At 57.3% G+C, this 17,683-nt stretch carries 19 protein-coding genes; 11 read left to right on the forward strand and 8 right to left on the reverse strand.

Annotated elements, in window-relative coordinates; translation table 11 throughout:
* Nucleotides 1-132: 132 nt before the first annotated feature.
* The 3 genes from CO667_RS28950 to CO667_RS28960 all read left to right on the forward strand — a co-directional run bounded on the left by CO667_RS28950 (nucleotide 133) and on the right by CO667_RS28960 (nucleotide 2,443).
* A complete protein-coding gene (locus tag CO667_RS28950) occupies nucleotides 133-477 on the forward strand; it encodes a helix-turn-helix transcriptional regulator (protein ID WP_113159258.1) in 345 nt (114 codons plus the stop codon).
* Nucleotides 478-481: 4 nt separating this feature from the next.
* A complete protein-coding gene (locus CO667_RS28955; RefSeq protein WP_097621677.1) occupies nucleotides 482-1,441 on the forward strand; it encodes an ImmA/IrrE family metallo-endopeptidase in 960 nt (319 codons plus the stop codon).
* A gap of 138 nt (nucleotides 1,442-1,579) precedes the next feature.
* Nucleotides 1,580-2,443: a hypothetical protein gene (locus tag CO667_RS28960; RefSeq protein ID WP_143540759.1), complete on the forward strand. Its 864-nt coding sequence runs from the start codon at nucleotides 1,580-1,582 to the stop codon at nucleotides 2,441-2,443.
* 9 nt (nucleotides 2,444-2,452) lie between these two features.
* Here the strand turns inward: CO667_RS28960 and CO667_RS28965 are convergent, their stop codons facing one another.
* Nucleotides 2,453-3,343, reverse strand: a complete 891-nt coding sequence (locus CO667_RS28965; RefSeq protein ID WP_245433325.1) for a nucleotide-binding protein — start codon at nucleotides 3,341-3,343, stop codon at nucleotides 2,453-2,455.
* 484 nt (nucleotides 3,344-3,827) lie between these two features.
* Here CO667_RS28965 and CO667_RS28970 point away from each other — a divergent pair, with 484 nt between their 5' ends.
* On the forward strand, nucleotides 3,828-3,965 hold the full coding sequence (locus CO667_RS28970) for a hypothetical protein (RefSeq protein ID WP_179874246.1): 138 nt from the start codon (nucleotides 3,828-3,830) through the stop codon (nucleotides 3,963-3,965).
* Between the two features lie 86 nt (nucleotides 3,966-4,051).
* Here CO667_RS28970 and CO667_RS28975 read toward each other — a convergent pair whose 3' ends face one another.
* Nucleotides 4,052-4,948: a pirin family protein gene (locus CO667_RS28975; RefSeq protein ID WP_097621706.1), complete on the reverse strand. Its 897-nt coding sequence runs from the start codon at nucleotides 4,946-4,948 to the stop codon at nucleotides 4,052-4,054.
* Nucleotides 4,949-5,042: 94 nt separating this feature from the next.
* Between CO667_RS28975 and CO667_RS28980 the strand changes: the two genes are divergently transcribed.
* Nucleotides 5,043-5,939, forward strand: a complete 897-nt coding sequence (locus CO667_RS28980; RefSeq protein ID WP_097621679.1) for a LysR family transcriptional regulator — start codon at nucleotides 5,043-5,045, stop codon at nucleotides 5,937-5,939.
* Nucleotides 5,940-6,072: 133 nt separating this feature from the next.
* On the opposite strand, the gene istB is transcribed toward CO667_RS28980, so the two are convergent.
* From istB to CO667_RS35040, 4 genes are all read right to left on the reverse strand, one after another.
* Nucleotides 6,073-6,885, reverse strand: coding sequence for an IS21-like element helper ATPase IstB (gene istB, locus CO667_RS28985; RefSeq protein WP_097621680.1), 813 nt, complete (start codon nucleotides 6,883-6,885; stop codon nucleotides 6,073-6,075).
* Nucleotides 6,875-8,401, reverse strand: coding sequence for an IS21 family transposase (gene istA, locus CO667_RS28990; protein WP_143540763.1), 1,527 nt, complete (start codon nucleotides 8,399-8,401; stop codon nucleotides 6,875-6,877). Before istA ends, istB begins: the two co-directional genes overlap by 11 nt.
* Nucleotides 8,402-8,588: 187 nt before the next feature.
* The gene (locus tag CO667_RS28995; RefSeq protein WP_097621682.1) at nucleotides 8,589-9,182 is read right to left on the reverse strand and encodes a sugar-binding domain-containing protein; all 594 of its coding nucleotides are present in this window, start codon (nucleotides 9,180-9,182) and stop codon (nucleotides 8,589-8,591) included.
* The gene (locus tag CO667_RS35040; RefSeq protein ID WP_143540760.1) at nucleotides 9,095-9,568 is read right to left on the reverse strand and encodes a sugar-binding domain-containing protein; all 474 of its coding nucleotides are present in this window, start codon (nucleotides 9,566-9,568) and stop codon (nucleotides 9,095-9,097) included. The genes CO667_RS28995 and CO667_RS35040 overlap by 88 nt, the downstream gene beginning before the upstream one ends.
* Between CO667_RS35040 and CO667_RS35045 the strand changes: the two genes are divergently transcribed.
* The gene (locus CO667_RS35045; protein ID WP_143540761.1) at nucleotides 9,548-9,787 is read left to right on the forward strand and encodes a hypothetical protein; all 240 of its coding nucleotides are present in this window, start codon (nucleotides 9,548-9,550) and stop codon (nucleotides 9,785-9,787) included. The two genes, CO667_RS35040 and CO667_RS35045, sit on opposite strands and share 21 nt — an antisense overlap.
* Nucleotides 9,788-10,165 (forward strand): substrate-binding domain-containing protein, encoded by a 378-nt coding sequence (locus CO667_RS35050; RefSeq protein ID WP_143540762.1) that lies wholly within the window; start codon nucleotides 9,788-9,790, stop codon nucleotides 10,163-10,165.
* Between the two features lie 47 nt (nucleotides 10,166-10,212).
* Here the strand turns inward: CO667_RS35050 and CO667_RS29005 are convergent, their stop codons facing one another.
* Together CO667_RS29005 and CO667_RS29010 are read right to left on the reverse strand one after the other, a co-directional pair.
* On the reverse strand, nucleotides 10,213-11,709 hold the full coding sequence (locus tag CO667_RS29005; protein WP_097621684.1) for an FGGY-family carbohydrate kinase: 1,497 nt from the start codon (nucleotides 11,707-11,709) through the stop codon (nucleotides 10,213-10,215).
* 118 nt (nucleotides 11,710-11,827) lie between these two features.
* Nucleotides 11,828-12,784 (reverse strand): sugar-binding transcriptional regulator, encoded by a 957-nt coding sequence (locus CO667_RS29010; RefSeq protein ID WP_179874247.1) that lies wholly within the window; start codon nucleotides 12,782-12,784, stop codon nucleotides 11,828-11,830.
* Nucleotides 12,785-12,923: 139 nt separating this feature from the next.
* Between CO667_RS29010 and CO667_RS29015 the strand changes: the two genes are divergently transcribed.
* From CO667_RS29015 to CO667_RS29030, 4 genes are all read left to right on the forward strand, one after another.
* Nucleotides 12,924-14,279, forward strand: a complete 1,356-nt coding sequence (locus tag CO667_RS29015; RefSeq protein WP_097621685.1) for a sn-glycerol-1-phosphate dehydrogenase — start codon at nucleotides 12,924-12,926, stop codon at nucleotides 14,277-14,279.
* A 4-nt stretch (nucleotides 14,280-14,283) separates the two neighbouring features.
* On the forward strand, nucleotides 14,284-15,096 hold the full coding sequence (locus CO667_RS29020) for an HAD-IIB family hydrolase (protein ID WP_097621686.1): 813 nt from the start codon (nucleotides 14,284-14,286) through the stop codon (nucleotides 15,094-15,096).
* Nucleotides 15,093-16,640, forward strand: a complete 1,548-nt coding sequence (gene glpD / locus CO667_RS29025) for a glycerol-3-phosphate dehydrogenase (RefSeq protein WP_097621687.1) — start codon at nucleotides 15,093-15,095, stop codon at nucleotides 16,638-16,640. Before CO667_RS29020 ends, glpD begins: the two co-directional genes overlap by 4 nt.
* Before the next feature lie 155 nt (nucleotides 16,641-16,795).
* Complete coding sequence (locus CO667_RS29030; protein WP_097621688.1) at nucleotides 16,796-17,683, forward strand: sugar ABC transporter permease; 888 nt, start codon at nucleotides 16,796-16,798, stop codon at nucleotides 17,681-17,683.

The raw sequence follows: 17,683 nt of genomic DNA on the forward strand, positions 1-17,683 counted from the left end.
AGCATGCTTGATAGAAATAGCATGAAGCACGCATGCTTGACTTATCAAGCGTCGGAAGTACAATGTCTTGCGCCGCAAAATCCACTGACAGCGCGCTGGCGCCCGAAGCGCAGTCATCGAAAGAGGAGAGTCGTGAAAGTCACCCTTGGAGAATATCTCGGGTCAATCCGCACAGATAGAAAGCTTACTCTTCGCGGAGTCGAAGAGGCGACAAACAAAGAAGTCTCAAACGCTTATCTAAGTCAGATTGAGAACGGAAAAATTCAGAAGCCGTCCCCAAACATCCTTTATGCCCTCGCGAACCTATATGGCGTGGACTACGACAAACTGATGGAGTTAGCAGGTTACATTACAACGACGCGTACCGATGTTGAGCGCCATGGGAGGGCAGCGACATTTTCTGAATTGAACTTGACGCAGAACGAGGAGGCCGAGCTGCTGAAATACCTCGGGTATCTGCGTTCAAAGAAGGATTGACCAATTGAAACCTGACGACAGTTCGCTCACCCCGGGCGAGTATGCAGCAATACATCGCGCGGCGACCGATCTGTTGAACAAGGCAAGCGCATGGGACCGGCTACCTACGCCGGTCCCCGATCTGCTAGATGCCGCAAAACTTCGCGTCGCGCCGATGAGCGCCTTCGATCCGCGTTCGCTCATGCGGCACGCTCGCGAATTCGGAGAGCGGGCGGCAAGCCTCATCAAATCGGCAATCGAGAAGGTGAGGGGCATCTTCGACGTTCAGGAAGATCTGATCCATGTCGATGACACGGTTGCCGAATCCAAGCAGAATTTTCTCAAGCTTCACGAAGCGGGTCACAAGCACATCCCACATCAATCTAAGCTTTTTCGCTGGATCCAAGACTGTGATAAGTCGCTGTCGCCCGATATCTCCGACCAGTTTGAGCGCGAGGCGAACATCTTCGCTTCGGTCGTCTTGTTTCAAGACGGGCGCTTCGCTGAAATGGCGGCCGACAGTGCATTCAGTATAAAAGTTCCGCTTGCATTGAGCAAAAAGTTTGGTGCGTCCGCTTATGCCTCCATGAGGGAATATGTCCGGCGGAATGAGCGCGCGTGCGCTGTGATTGTTCTCAATCCTTTGGAGATATGCCCTGTTCTCGGTATGCGTTCCGAGCTCCGTCGTGTAGAATTCTCGCCGCTTTTCCAGAAGCGGTTCGGTGAGTTGAAACTGCCTGAACATGTTGATCGATTGAGCCCGCTCGCGGATTTCGTGCCACTTGCAGGCCGACGCATGTCGCGTCCTGGAACTCTGCGACTTGAAGACAAGAACGGGGATGTCGTCGAATTCGTCGCTGAGGGATTTGCAACACCTTTCAACAGCTTCATCCTCATCCATGCCACAGCAGAACTGAAGAAATCAATCGTCGTGCCTTTTCCGTCGAGTCGGATCGTGCGAATTGTTACGCAACAAAAATTCTGAACGCTACGAGGGCGTCTGCGGACTCCGTCGTACTGGCCAGAGTTTCTCTCCCGACGGGCAGAGCTCGGCTTCTTAAAGGCGGCTATCCACCGCTCAAGACGGGATGTTTTGAAGCACCCAGAAAGAGTAACAGGTTGTATGGCTATGCACTACAGAGTCCCAGAATGGCCGGAAATACGTGCAAAGGGAGAGTCGCTCGTCGCCGAACATCCCGATGATCACTTTATGACGACCGTGCTCGAGGGCGCCTTTCTCGTCGGCGAGAGCGAAAATCCAATTCGGGGCAACTTGTGTGCAGCAGCCATGCGTGAACTCACAGGTCACGTGCTTCATTCAATGGCCCCTGATAGTCGCGTGACAGCCTGTCGCTGGTACGAGCTCGTCAAAGATACCAAAGGCCCGACGCGGATGCAGCGGGTCACCTACATAGTGCAAGGCGCTTTGCCGAACGACTTCGTGGAAAAGGTTCTGAAACTTGACCTTAGCAAGATCGCGCGTCCGCTGCTGAAGACAATCGAACGGCTCAATCGTTCAACACATGTGCGGGAAGAAACCATCCTCGATGACGATGAGGAGATTCGTGTACTGGTGGATGACGCGCTCGACGGCTTGTTGGATATCTATGACGCTGCCCGAACTTGCCGAGAAGAGGTGCATCGCTCGTTGAGGACTGAAGTTTTCGACACGGTTCTCGACAAATTGCTATCTGAGACCTTGCAAGAGCTTGATGAGCTATCCACGCATACCTCGGTGGAAGGACATGAGATCGACGAATACACAATTACGTTCGTCGATGACGAATTCATCGAACTGGCTGTCGCTGGTACCGTTTATGTCGAGCTTCAATATGGCTCCAGATCGGATATCCGAAATGACATGGGAGCCGTTCTGTCCGACTCCTATCCTTACACCGCAAGCATGAAAGCGCGAGTAATAGAGCCACAGCGTATATTAGGAGACAGCGTCGTCGTCGCTGTCGACAACAGCGCTTTCTACGAGTGATATCTCAGCTTACGATCTGGAAACTTTTTCCCAGTTAATTTCGAAGCCCGCATCGGCTAACTCCCGTGCTACCGCCGCCCGCCAACCGTCTTCCATAGGTTGATAAACGATGCCAGCGAAATCCGATGGTAGCTCAACGTCACCACGTGTCAGGGCGCAGACGTTTGACCGCCCGAGACGGCCGATGAAATAGCCCAATTCGAGCATGACGTTTTGACGAGCTCGGAATTTGAAGGTTCCATTCACCTTTCGACCTTCATCATCAGGTGTTAACAGTACGACAGCGAAACCTACGTCACCATGCGCTTCTATTTTTTCCATGACTGTGCGCCCGCGATTAGCCTGCTCGTGAAGGATGATGACTTCGAATTCCAATTTTTCTAGAAATCGAGCTACGGTCTCCCGCGCCCCTTCGTCATGCCCATGAACAACGAATATCTTACGTTTCAAGGGACTGCTTTGAGGAGATATCGTCGGGGCGGCGGTCGCGGTGGAAGTACGTGGATCGCTAGTCGAGACCACCACGACCCCAGACTCTGATACGTCGTTCATCGAGCCTGCGTTCGCAGACGCAGTTTTAAAAGCGGATCGTTCTTTCTCGCTTAAGTTAGTCATCCAACCATTGCGGTAGATCTCGCCGGCTTTAGCCACAATCTCGGACTGAAGATAATTGCCGTCGGGAGTGCGCAGCTCCGGATTTTTGAGAGCATAAGTCGCAAGCGATGTCGCCCTAGCCATCAAACCATTTCCCGTTCCAGCGTCGGTATCTTGCAGATCCCATTCCAATCGAAGCGCTTCGAAGCCGGAGTGTCCGACGAACTTCAACATATTCGCGGATGCGATAAGTAAACCTCTCGATGGGAAGGGCGGCATCTTACGGATCCGAGTGACGTCGTTCATTCTGCTTCTCCAACCTTGATGACGGACATTACCACATCGAGTCATCTGTTGCTGTCAATGGCGCCATTCCGGAGAGCAAGTAGTTGCTTGGACTGGAAAATTTAGTGCCAACAAGAGCTAGTCAATCACGGGGTCGGCGGTTCGACTTCTTTCAAGGCGTTAAATCTCCGACCCCCAGTTTAAGAGCGTATCCAGGTGACTGGTGTCTGTCATGGCAACCGCCGTTGCCACAGACGACGCACTACTAAGGCAGGTATGGTTCAGGTGATGGCACGGAATTAAGCGCCCGCGTGGCGGGTTGTAAACATTTAACGAAGGCGCGACTGCGGCAAGTTGCGTGGTTTGCCTGACGGTTCTTGAGCGAATTCGCAGCGTTATTGCTGACGACATAAGGCACCTCCACTCGCGATCGAATCCAGCTTCGAGCCGGAATTACGTCCGGATTTTGATCGGAACACCGTCCAGTTGTTTCCCGGAATCCGAAATGCCTGCTGGCCAGAGCGCGCTTGGCTTGGTCGGCGAGCCGGAGGAATTCGGCGGCGTGACTACCAACCTGCTGTCCGAGGAAAGCCACCGGATCAACGCCCAGACCATCGCGGCCGCAGGCGGTTACATCATCTGACCCACAGGAGAGCGGCATGCTCGATCACGTCGTCATTTGGTCTCTGGGCGCTGATCTCTTTTGAACAGGTGGATCCCACTCAGCACCTAACGAAAGTCAGCTGGCAAGGGAATGAACTCGTCATCGTTCGGCACGCCCGGGAAACGACGTTCGCGCCACAGGTCAGCAGCATGCCGAATTCGTTCCTGATCGGTCGCCACAAAATTCCAACGTATGAAACGTTTTTCCGGGAGAGGCTCTCCACCAAAAGCCAGGAACTTTGTTGGTTCGGTGGCTCTTACCACGATCTCGGCACCTGGTTTGAAAACAATCAACCGGTCTCTTCCGAATGAGCCGTCCTGTCCCACGACCTCAATTGCGCCTGAGACGACGAAGATCGCCCGCTCGATATGCTCTCCGTCGATGCGGTATCTTGTACCAGCATCAAGCAGCATTTCCGCAGCAAAAAGGTCTGAGTAGATCGTTGCAGGTGAGCGGTGACCGTGCAATGACCCCGCAAGCAATTTCATCCTCACCCCGTCACCTTGATCGACGGGAAGTGACCCGACCTTAAGATGCTGGAAAAGCGGTGGCGTTTCCTCAACCTTCTTCGGCAGCGCGATCCAGCTCTGAAGACCCTCTATGCCTTTGCCTGCCTTTCGCTCCATTTCCGGGCTCCGCTCGGAATGTACGATGCCTGCGCCCGCCACCATGATGTTGACTTCACCCGGACAAATAGTTTGGACATATTGCTCGCTGTCCCGGTGAACCAACTCACCCTCCAGCAAATAGGTTAGCGTAGAAAGCCCGATATGGGGATGAGGCCGAGTATCAACCCCCTCGCCATCGTTGAAACGTACCGGTCCAAAGCTGTCGAGGAAGATGAAGGGGCCAACCATCTGGCGCATCGGCGATGGCAGTGCGCGTCGGACGGTGAAATCACCGAGATCACGGCTGGATGGAATTATGATTTGTTCGATATCGGCTGTTGATAGGAATGACATGGCATTGTCCATTCTGGTGTTGACACAAAAATATCGTCGAGCGATTTTTCGTGAAACTCGTATAATCTCGTCGAAAACAGTCGAGGAAATCGAAATGTCAGACCTTGGTCAACCTACGCTAGACCAGCTCCGTGTGTTCTTGAGCGTCGTTGAAACCGGTAGTTTCGCGGCAGCGGCGCGCAAGCTCAACAGAGCCACCTCCGTTATCAGTTACACGATTGCGAACCTCGAATCTCAGTTGGGCGTCACCCTGTTTGACCGACAGACGACCAAAAAGCCTTCGTTGACAGTTGAGGGGAAAACCGTCCTTGCAGAGGCGCGAACAGTGGCCAACGGGATCGACAACCTCAGAGCAAAGGTCCGGAGCATGCTTGCCGGGGTAGAGCCTGAGGTCCACTTAGTCCTCGACGTCATGCTCCCGGCGTCCAGGGTTACCGACGCCCTAAAGGCATTCCGTGAATCGTTCCCAAGCGTGGCGTTGCGGTTGAACGTTGAGGCCCTGGGCGCGGTCACTCAATTGGTCTTGGACGGCACTGCGATGATTGGGGTCAGCGGCCCATTGGACGCTAACGTTTCTGGAATCGAGCGGATCGGCATTGGCTCTGTCGAACTCATTCCTGTAGCGTCACCAAGCCACCCATTGTCTATCGGGTCGCATGCTCCTGGAGCAGCTCGTGACCATACCCAACTGGTCCTGACAGATCGATCTATCCTCACTGCAGGGCAGGATTTCGCGGTTGTCGCTACTCATACCTGGCGTCTCGCTGACCTGGGAGCAAAGCACATGCTCATAAAGGAAGGTATTGGTTGGGGAAACATGCCCGAACCAATGGTGCGGGATGACCTGGACTCCGGGCGTTTGGTGCGGCTAACTCTACCGGACTGCGAGGGAGGCATTTACAAGTTCCAGGCGATCTATCGTACCGACACGCCTCCTGGCCCCGCCACTTCGTTTTTGATTGAGCATTTCAGGGCACAGACCAAGGATTAGCCCTTGGCCGTCGAGGCCGAGGACCGACGTTGATCTCCGTATGGAAACAGGTTGGGCTTCAAGAAGCTGATCCTTAGATGTTGATTTCCGCGAAGAACTGACCCGGGATTTCCACTGAGAAGTGACCCGCCTATCAGATATCTTTCGGGTCGATGGTCGTGGTCAAGGCCTTGCTTTTCTCCTTCGTTGGTTTGGGTTCGTGGGCAGAGCTGTTCTTGAAGCGGAAGCTGTCGTTTCCGGATTCAAGGATGTGGCAATGGTGGGTCAGCCGATCGAGCAGTGCCGTCGTCATCTTGGCATCGCCGAAGACACTGGCCCATTCGCTGAAGCTGAGGTTGGTGGTGATGACGACGCTCGTGTGCTCATAGAGTTTGCTGAGCAGATGGAAGAGCAGTGCACCGCCTGAGGCGCTGAACGGCAGGTAGCCCAGTTCGTCGAGGATGACGAGATCGGCGTGGGCCAGCCGGTTGGCGATCTGTCCCGGCCGTCCCTGCGCCTTCTCTTGCTCGAGCAGATTGACCAGCTCGACGGTGGAGAAGAAGCGAACGCGCTTTCGATGGTGCTCGATGGCCTGCACGCCGATCGCGGTCGCAATGTGAGTCTTGCCGGTGCCGGGTCCGCCGATCAGGACGATGTTGTTGGCATCATCGATGAAGTCGCAGCGGTGCAGCTGTCGCACGAGAGCCTCGTTGATCTCGCTGCTCGTGAAGTCGAAGCCGTTGAGGTCTCGATAGGCGGGAAAGCGTGCGGTCTTGAGCTGGTAGGCTGTCGACCGGACCTCTCGTTCTGTCGTCTCGGCTTTGAGAAGTTGCGACAGGACCGGAATGGCGGCCTCGAACGCGGGTGATCCCTGTTCCGTCAGTTCTCCCACTGCCTGAGCCATGCCATGCATCTTCAACTGCCTGAGCATGATGACGATCGCGCCGCTTGCTGGGTTATGACGCATGGCGCACCTCCGTCTTCCTCAGGGCGTCGTAGCGTTCGACGTTGGCCTTAGGCTCGTTGATGAGCGTCAGGGCCTGGGGTGCACTGATCGTCGGTGGCGTGAAGGACTTGCCGTCCACAATACGATGAAGCAGGTTGAGGATGTGGGTCTTGGTGAGCACCTTGGCTTCCAGGGCCATCTCGACGGCCGACAGCACCGCCTGCTCGTCATGCTGGAGCACCAGTGCCAGGATGTCGACCATCTCGCGATCCCCACCAGGCTTCTTGAGCAGGTGCTGCTGCAGGGTTCGGAAGGCGTCGGGAAGCTCGGTGAACGGTGCGCCGTTGCGCAGGGCACCGGGCTTGCGTTGCACGACCGCCAGATAATGCCGCCAGTCGTAGACCGTCTGGCCAGGTCGATCATGGGAACGATCGATGATGCGACCATGCTCGCAGACGATTGAACCTTCCGCGGCGATGACGATACGGTCCGGGTAGACCCTGAGGCTCACAGGCCGGTTGGCGAAGGATGCCGGAACGCTGTAGCGATTGCGCTCGAGATGAACGAGGCAGGTCGGTGTGACCCGCTTGGTATATTCGACGAAGCCGTCGAATGGACGGGATACAGGCATAAGCGCCTGTGCTTCCTCCGCCCAGATAGCGGCAATGGTGCCACGCATCTGGCCATGTGCCGTCTCAGCCCAGAGCTCCCTGCAGCGGCTCTCCAGCCAATCGTTCAAGGCTTCCAACGTCGGAAAGCGAGGCACGGGCTGCCAGAGCCGGTGACGGGCGTCCTGAACGTTCTTCTCGACCTGTCCTTTCTCCCAGCCGGAAGCCGGATTGCAGAACTCGGGTTCGAAGAGATAGTGGCTGGCCATAGCCATGAAGCGGACATTGACGTCACGCTCCTTGCCGCGGCCGACCTTGTCGATAGCGGTCTTCATGTTGTCGTAGATGCCGCGCCGAGGGATGCCGCCGAACACACGAAAGGCATGATTGTGGGCGTCAAACAGCATCTCGTGTGTCTGCAGCAGATAGGCCCGAACGATGAAGGCCCGGGAGTAGCTCAGCTTGGTATGGGCCACCTGCAGCTTGGTGCGCTCATTGCCGATGATCGCCCAGTCCTCTGACCAGTCGAACTGGAATGCCTCACCAGGCTCGAATACCAGCGGCACAAACGTCCCGCGGCCGGACGTCTGCAGCTCGCGCTGTCGATCGGCACGCCATTCCCGTGCAAAGGCCGCGACCCTGTTGTAGGAGCCGTCATAGCCAAGGCTCATCAGATCGGCGTGCATCTGCTTCAGCGTCCGCTTCTGCTTGCGAGACTTGTTGGCCTCCACCTTCAGCCAGGCCGACAGCCGATCCGCAAAGGGATCGAGCTTGCTTGGGCGATCGGGCACTTTGAACTTGGGTTCAACGCCGCCCAGGCGAAGGTATTTGCGGACGGTATTCCGAGACAGGCCAGTCACCCGACTGATGTCTCGGATCGATCGCTCCTCACGAAAATGCCAGCGTCGGATTACGCTCAATAACGCCATGTAAATCACTCCACAGCCCCCGCTCAAAACACGCAGGGCAAGGTTGAAACATGGGTCAATTCTCGATGGAAATATCCCGGTCTAAAGGGTCAGTTCTCGGTGGCAATCAACACTCTTAACTCCCGCTGCTCCTTCATGCCCTATCGCATTCAATGAATACTGCGCAGAGCAGTGCTGTGAGACATGCTTACAACAACGAATTCAGACGCTGGGCGCTAGCCGCATCTATTATTAATCCGGTTATGAAGCCCGCCTTAAGTATCGCTCGCGTAGCTTTTAACTTGGCTGTGCCAGCCGACAAAAGAATAATGTCGCTGCCCGAAAGCGCTGATAGATTGATAGCTGGAGTGCGCCTGCAAATCTGAGAGTTAATGTAGTTGCCGTTTTCGTCGAAGAACAGTCCGAGCGTATCGCCGACAGCGCCGAGCTTGTCGAGGGCGTCAAGATCATCCTTTGACAGGTAACCATAGCGCGATAGGAAGGTACTGGCATCGCATTCGCCGACGCTGATAAAGCATGCCCTTGCGCGCATCCCCGTGCGGATGATGTCTTGAACCACTCGTTGCTGGATGCAGACCGCGAGGTCTTCTTCGCTGTCTGCGATGAAGCGAGCCGGCAGATACTTCGCCTGACCGCCGGTCTTCGACGCGATCTTTTGAACGACGTCAAAGGGATTGGCCGAAGCTGAGCGCGTCAGCGACCCCGTAGTGATACAAACTGCAAATCGGGGGCGTTGACCGGCAGGAATGCATCGGCCATGGCGCCGATGGTTCTGCCCCAGGCAAGACCAATTACGTTTTCTTTAGACTGGTCCTGCGTAAGCATCGACCGGAGAAATTTCACCGCAACCATTCCTACTCCGCGACCGGCAACAGCTTGCTGCTCATCGCGGTTATCGCGGCCCTTTCCATAGTCATCTCCGGGTGGCGTGACACAACAGAATCTCAGATCGAATTTGGTTCGAATGCGCTCTTCAAGTTCTGACAGTGTCGACAATCGATGATCTATGTCGATCGTCACAATACCGCTCGTTCGCGCAGTGCTGCGTCTTCTCAGCGCTCTCACCATCATGTCGCCTTCACTCTGTTCACGTTCAGTCAATGCACGCGGCTTGGAGGAGCAAGCTTGTTTATCTGGGAGGATTTGATGACTGATATAAACGATCAATCGAACATCTCCGGTGGCGCATCGCGCCGTGATCTCTTGAAGTGGGGCGGACGTGCCAGCGGCGTGGCCGCAGCTGCCGCGACCATGCCCAACATGGCCGAATTCCTGCTCGGCTCGACGCCGGCCCTTGCGGCCGACAAGCCGCTCAACATCGCTGTCATCGGCCAGCAGATGTCGGCCCAGCCGGATCAGCGCGCCTGGGAAGGCATGCAGACCTGAATGAACGGGATGGGCGTCGACAAGACCTGGAAGATGAACCTGACGGATGCCAAGGGCGATCCCGGCAAGCTCGTCTCGCAAATCCAGGATGCCGGGACCGCTAAAGTCGATGCGATCATCGTGCTCTTCGCGACGCTGACGGCCGCCCATGCCGCACTTGATAGCGTCAAGAGCTCGGGCATTCCGTTCTTCAGCATCGACTCCGGCTGGCAGGACCCGGCGATCGCCGATCTCACCAGAAACAACTACATTCTCGGCGGCGCACCGTCGCATCGCAGTTTCATATGCGGAATTAATTCCGCATATGAAACTGGCCGTCGGTTCCAGTCACGTTACGCAAGTGAGATAGAGCGACAATCGGGAGCCGGATATTCTTGACCTATTTCTACCGATGACACCGTTCGCGGCAATATAAAAACAGGCTTTTAAGAAGTCGGTGGCCGCTCGCGATTGTTGATGTAGACTTGGGCCTGTCTTTCCGAGAGGGCAAGCCAATCCTCATAGGCGGCAGAATCGGGCGCAAGTGCTTCGGCCGTCCGTGCCATGGCAGTTTTCGCTTCGTGGAAGTTCCTGTACCATCCAGCGCCCACCGCTGCCGACATGCCTGCACCGAGCGCCGATGCTTCATTGGAGAGGCTGCGATGGACCGGAAGCCCTGTGGCATCTGAAACCATCTTTCGCCACAGCAGGCTCGAGGCACCACCTCCGATCACAAAGATGCGCGCGGCGGCAAGCCCCTTGGCCTTCATCTGTTGCAGGCTCCTGGCAAATTCGAGCGTGATCGCCTCTAGCGATGCGCGATAGAGATGGCCCATTCCATGATCCGGCCCGAAGCCGGTGAAACTCGCCCGCGCGTTTTCATCCCAATAGGGATCCATGCACCCCATCAGATACGGGCACACCAACAGTCCGTCGGAGCCGACGGGAAGGCGCATAGCGTCCGCTTCCAATCGTTGAAAAACCGCCGCATCCGCGCGTCCGCCAGCGAAGTTATCGAGCAGCCAGTTCACGAAAAAGGCGCCGCCACGCTGGACGCTTTCCAGGACATAACCGTCGCCAGTGGGCGACACAAGCGTCCGCCAGTGCCCGCTCAGTTCCGGCGTGGCCGACCAGACGCCACCCACAACCGCCGTTCCGAGATTAAGATAGACTGTCCCAGGTTCGATAGCGCCCACACCAAGGGCGGCACAGTGACCATCTCCACCAGCGGCAAAGATTGGCGTGCCCGGTCTCAATCCGGTTTCCGCAGCAGCTTCCTGCAAGATGGAGCCAATTCTGGAGGCGGGCGGATTGAGCGGTGGGAGCTTCGCTTCATCGATCATCAAATGGTCGAGAATTTTCTTCGACCATGTTTTGCTGACGATATCGAAAATGCCGAAGGGATCGGCGCTGGTCCATGTTGCCTGAGGTGCGCCGCTCAGACGCATCGTCAAATAGTCGTGCACCGACAGAATATGGGCGGCCTTATCGAGCAATTCCGGCTGATGAGCACGCATCCAGCGCAGGCGATAGACGCATGGAATAACATCGACCGGCTTTCCGGATATGCGGTGCAGGACATCCGCGCCCAATTCGCCATCAAGGAGGGAGGGCATCTCCCGCGCACGCCGGTCGAGCCAAACCGTGGCGGGCTCCAGCGGACGTCGCTGGTCGTCCAGCAATGCCATTGTCTCGCGTTGATTGGAAATCGCGATGCCGTCGATGCGGGCTGGGTCGAGGTTGTCCGTCACGGCCTTCAAAGCGGTTATCGCCGCACTCCACCATTCGACCGGATCCTGTTCGGCGCGATAGGCGTCGGGGCTTATCAGCGTATGGGGTGCGCGTCCCTCGAAACAGGGCTGCCCGTCTTTGGACCAAGCAATGGCCTTCACCGATTGCGTCGATGAATCGATCCCGATGACATAGCGTTCCTCTGACTGCATGAAAGCGGCTCCTCTCCGCTGAAGCAAGCCGCAAAACCTCCGGATGAACCGGTGCGATGCGGTTTAGTCTATTGGTTCTCCGAGATGCCGTGGCTTTTTCGGCCACCGTTCGTGATTGTCAAACCGCCAGCAAGGCCTCTCCCGTGGCCATGTCGGTAACAAAATGCGTCGCGTAGCCACCTTCGAGCGTGGCTGTGATGGCTTCGATCTTGCCGGTGCCACCCGCTACGCAAATCCTGTTCGGCGTCTGGATCAGCTCTTCCAGCGCGATTCCGACCATTCGTTCGTCGTGATCGCCGCCGACGGCACGACCGTGCGCGTCGATGAAACGACCGATGATGACCGCGACGGCGCCATGCTCGACGTAGGCGTCGATTTCGGCCTGGCTTGCGATCCCCGACGCGCGCACGGTGCTTTTTGGACCCACATCGCCGACACCAAACAGAATGCGATTTGTCGAGTGTATGAGGTCAAACTGTTTTTTCAGGACCGGTTCGTCGAGCAGCATCGCCCTGAGTTCCTTGGTCGACAGGACGGCCGGCGCCAGAAGGTTGACGCAACGCGCCCCGATGCGGCTCGATAGAAGCGAGGTGCACAATTCGGGCGAGAAATCCGGCTCGCCTGTCGAGCTTCCCGAGACCTGGACCACGGTGAGATTGGGGACTGGTTCAGAAAGCGAAATCTGGTCCGCCACCGAAAGCACTGTGCGTCCCCAGGCCACCCCAATGACGTCCCCCGCCGTCACCTGATCGGCCAGAACCCGCGCGCCGGCATCTCCCAACCGGCGCACGAGATCGCGATCTCCGGCCGAGGGAATGACCAGCGCGCCTTGGAGATCGAATCTTTCCTTCAGCGCGCGGGCGATCCGTGTCCGGCCACTCGCATGCGTGTTGATCCGGATAGAGACAATGCCACGGTCGCGCGCCTCCTGAAGGTAGTTGACGATGGTTGCGCGCGAGACATTGAGGGTCTTGGCTATTTCGCTCTGGGTCATCGCGTCGGCGTAATAGAGCCATGCGGCCCAGTTGACGGCGTCGTCGAATTCCGTGGGCAGGGTGACGCCTGCGTCCAGCATGTGTTTCCTCGATGTTATCTTTTTCTGGGCCCCATAAGATGGCACGAGATGGCAAATGTCAACATCGTTTGATTTATGTATTGACAAGTGTCAGTGGTTGGTGTCATTTGTTTTAACGACAACAAGACTGGACATTGGGATGGAAACGACAGGGAATCAGGGCGGCGGCGCAAGCGCTCCCCAAGGCGGCTGGACCGCGTTGATTGACGATATCGTCGCCGGGCGCTGGACAGATCCGGAGACAGGCAAACGGGCCACTGTGCCTTACGAATCGATCGTCATCGCCGATAGCCTTGGGGGACGGGAAGCCGAACTGGTTGCTGGGCTTGGGCTCGGCAAGACCTTCACAGTCGTGGCCGACCACGCCACCTGGGATGCGATGGGTGAACGCGTCGCCCGTGCACTCCAATCGCTCGGCCCCGTCAAGACCGTTCTCCTCGACCATCCGCATGCCGACATGGCGAACGTGGCGGTGTTGACCGAAAAGCTGAAAGACGCCGAAGGTGTGGTCGCCGTGGGATCAGGCACGATCAACGATCTGGTCAAATATGTGACCGGTCTCGATGGACGGCGGTATTGTGTGTTCGGTACCGCCGCTTCGATGAACGGCTATACCTCAACCACTGCCTCCTTGACCCTCGACAACGGTCTCAAAGTATCCTTGCCATCGCATGCGCCGGCGGGTTTCTTTGTTGACCTTTCTGTCGCCGCTGCGGCGCCTACCTATCTTTCGGCTGCCGGCTTCGCCGATTGCCTCGTGCGGTCTGTCGCGCAGGTGGACTGGTGGCTGTCGCATCGCCTCTTCGGGACGGTCTACGATAACGCGCCTTATATCATTCAGCAGGAGGACGAGGCGGAGCTAAACCGGCGCGCGGAGGGGATCAGCCATGGCGATGTCTCCGCAAACGGTTACCTCTACCGTGTTCTGACGATGTGCGGTCTCGGTGTTTCCTTTACGGGCATGTCGAACCATGGGTCGATGGGCGAGCACCAGATCTCACACTATATCGACTGTTTCGCCGGAGACCGGCATCCGGGCACGCTTCATGGCCAGCAGGTCGGCGTCGGAGTGTTGACCATGGGCCGATTGCAGCGCCACTACCTGGAAAGCGCAGCCCCCCCGAAACTGAAACCGACCCGTATCGACTTCAATGGCATGGTTGGGCGCATGGGCGCCGATATTGCCAGACAATGTTTCGACGAGATACAGCCCAAAATCTTCGATGATGCCGGGATTGCAGCGCTGAATGAAAAGATCGCCGAGATCTGGTCGGTGCTGCGGGAAGAGCTGAAAGCCTTCGTAATCCCGGTCGAAGAAATGACGCGGCTGCTCAAGGCAGCGGGTGGTCCCACGACGGCACAGGAACTCGGCGTACCGGTCGAGTTTTACCGTGAGGCAGTGGTTCACTGCCGCGAGATGCGCAACCGGTATTCGTTTCTGGATATCGCCGCCGACGAAGGCATTCTCGAAGACTTCGCGCGCGGGGAGGTGTGATCTCATGCGCGCGATCGTCGAAATGCCGTTGGAAGATGCAGGCAGGGTCCACACGCTGTTTGCCGATATTGACGATACGCTAACCACGGACGGACGTCTGCCTGCCTGCGCCTATCAGGCGTTGGAGCGGCTTTTGGACGCCGGCATAGCCGTAGCGCCCATCACCGGCCGGCCCGCCGGCTGGTGCGATATGATTGCGCGGATGTGGCCCGTTTCAGGTGTTGTCGGTGAAAACGGCGCATTTTATTTTTCCTATGATCAGCAGAGCCGGCGCATGCGCCGCATTTTCGCGATCAATAGCGATCAGCGCGCCGACGATCGCAAACGGTTGGAGACGGTGCGCGCCCGCATCCTGGCCGAAGTGCCCGGTACCGCCATTTCGGCCGATCAGCTTTATCGCGAGGCCGACCTCGCCATCGACTTCTGTGAAGATGTGCCATCCTTGCCGACCAGCGCTGTGGACCGCATCAAGCAGATATTCGAGGAGGAGGGAGCGGTTGCAAAGGTTTCGTCCATCCACGTCAATGGCTGGTACGGTGCCTATGACAAGCTGACCATGACGCGCCGTTTCGCGGCCGACGTGCTCAGGCTCGATATAGACCGGGATAAGGACAAGATCGTGTTCGTCGGTGACAGTCCGAACGATGCGCCGATGTTCCGTTTCTTCCCCAACGCCTGCGGCGTTGCCAATGTCCTGCAGTTCCAAGGCCGCATCGAGGCCGAACCGACTTATGTAACGGCCGCTGAGGGCGGACAAGGTTTCGTCGAGGTTGCAGACCGTCTTCTGGAAGCGCGCAAGGGGAGGATGGTTGCATGACTATGGCAACGTACGACCTGGCGATCATCGGTGGCGGAATCAACGGCGCGGGTTTGGCGCGCGACGCGGCCGGTCGCGGGCTCCGCGTCTTTCTGTGCGAAAAATCGGATCTTGGTTCCGCCACGTCATCGGCATCGACCAAGCTTATTCATGGTGGCCTTCGCTACCTTGAACACTATGAATTCGGGCTCGTGCGCCATGCGCTGCGCGAGCGTGAGGTTCTGTGGCACATAGCGCCGCATATCATCTGGCCTCTGCGTTTCGTGCTGCCGCATCGCAAGGGGCTGCGTCCCGCCTGGCTGTTGCGGCTTGGATTGTTCATCTACGATCATCTCGGCGGTCGCAAAAAACTTCCGGGAACACGGACACGCAAGCTTTCGACTGATCCCGTCGGCGCACCGCTTCGCGACGTGTCTTCCATCGGGTTCGAATATTCCGATTGCTGGGTACAAGACAACCGCCTCGTCGTCCTCAATGCACGCGACGCGGAAAAACACGGCGCCGACATTCGCACGCGCACACGTTGCGTGCAGGCAAGCCGCGAGAACGGGCTGTGGCATGTGATAGTGGAGGATGCTGAAACCGGGCGATGCGAGACAATTTCTGCCCGGGCGCTTGTCAATGCCGCCGGTCCGTGGGTGGACCAGGTTCTGGCCATCGTTTTAAACCGGAAGACGCAAGCAAAAATCCGGCTGGTCAGGGGCTCGCACATTGTCGTGCCACGCCTGTACGCACACGATCACTGCTACATTTTCCAGAATCCCGATGGACGTATTGTCTTCTCCATCCCGTACGAGGACGACTTCACACTGATCGGCACAACCGATGTCGATCATAATGATCAACCCGAAAACGTCCGTATTTCGGATGCCGAGATCGACTATCTGTGCAAGGCTGCCTCTTCCTATTTCAAGGCGGGAGTGACGCGAGAAGACGTCGTCTGGACTTATTCCGGCGTTCGGCCACTCTACGACAACGGTGCTGCCAATGCGCAGGAAACCACGCGCGACTATGTGCTGGAAGTCGACGGTGCCGAAAACGAAGCACCGCTTCTGAGTATCTTCGGTGGAAAGATTACAACCTATCGCTGCCTTGCCGAGAATGCGATGCAGAAGTTGGCGACGCGGTTCCCGGAGTGGGGTGTAAGGGCGCACTGGACGGGCAAGCATGCCTTGCCCGGCGGCGACTTTCCCGCAGGTTCAGCAGAGTTCCTGGCTCAGGATCTTACGCGGGACTATGGATTTCTCGACATACGCGCGGCGCGGCGCCTTGTCAGGCACTATGGTTCCGAGGCGCGCGCCATTCTGGCCGGTTCCCGCACACGGGCTGACCTGGGCCGCTCCTTCGGCGCCGACCTGACGGAGGCGGAGGTCCGTTTCCTGATAACCCGCGAGTATGCGCGCACGGCCGAGGATGTGGTGTTTCGCCGGACGAAAGCCGGCATCCGCATGGGCTTGAACGAGATTACCGAACTGGATGCTTGGATGGCGGAGCAACGCTCCGCGACAAGCATGCACAGTGAAAAAAAAGCAGCGGCACACTGACCGGCCGGAGCTTTGAAGAACGCATGCCGGCTTACGCCGGGGTAGAGAAACAGGATCGAGCAGAGCTGAACCGGCAGAGGAGTGTTGGTTTGGCAGCGGTGAACGCGCTCTTACCGAGCGCAAAACCCGCAGTCGGCTCGCTGGAGGAGTACGGAATGTCCGTCGCGCAGGTGAAACGCATTGCAATATCGGACTCGCCGATCCCGTGGCTCCTGCCACTGGTTTGCTTGCTGGTAGTGTTTACAATCTACCCGCTGATCTACAATGTCTGGCTGAGCTTCCACGAATTCGTGCCGACAAAGCGCGCGTTGAAATTCGTCGGCATGGCGAACTGGGCCCAGCTTTGGAACGACACGCGTTTCTGGAGCGCGCTGGGCGTCACCTTCCTCTATTTCTTCATCGCGCTGGTGTTCGAAATTATCCTCGGCATGACGATCGCGATGCTGTTGGATGCCGAACTACCGGGCTTCAGCATGCTGCGCGCCACCCTGTCGATGACGTTGGTCATCCCGCCCGCCATCGCCGGTATGATGTTCCTGTTGATGGAGGATCCACAATTCGGCGTTCTCCCCTATCTGCTCAACACGATGGGGCTGCTCGACAAATCGACGCCGATTCTCGCAACCTCGTCCTTGGCATTGGCCGGCGTGCTTGTCGCTGAAATCTGGCAATGGACGCCCTTCATGGTGCTGATTTTCATGGCGGGCCTTCGCGCGCTCCCGGCCGAGCCCTATGAGGCGGCGATGATCGACGGCGCCTCGTCTTTCCAAATGTTCCGCCGGCTGACTCTGCCCATGATGTCGAAGGTGATCGCGGTGGCGGTGCTTTTGCGCGGCATCGATCTCTTCCGGGTGTTTGACTACGTCTTCGTCATGACCTCCGGCGGGCCGGGAACGGCAACCTACACCGTCAGTCTCTATGCCTGGCAGCAGACGTTCTCATTCCTGAAATGGGGCTATGGCGCGACGCTGAGCCTCGTCAGCCTGGCGATGGTGATGATCATGGCCAACGTCTTCATCAAAGTCTTCAAGGTGAGGTGGTAA

Source organism: Rhizobium sp. L43 (assembly GCF_002531725.1).
Taxonomy (GTDB): Bacteria; Pseudomonadota; Alphaproteobacteria; order Rhizobiales; family Rhizobiaceae; genus Rhizobium.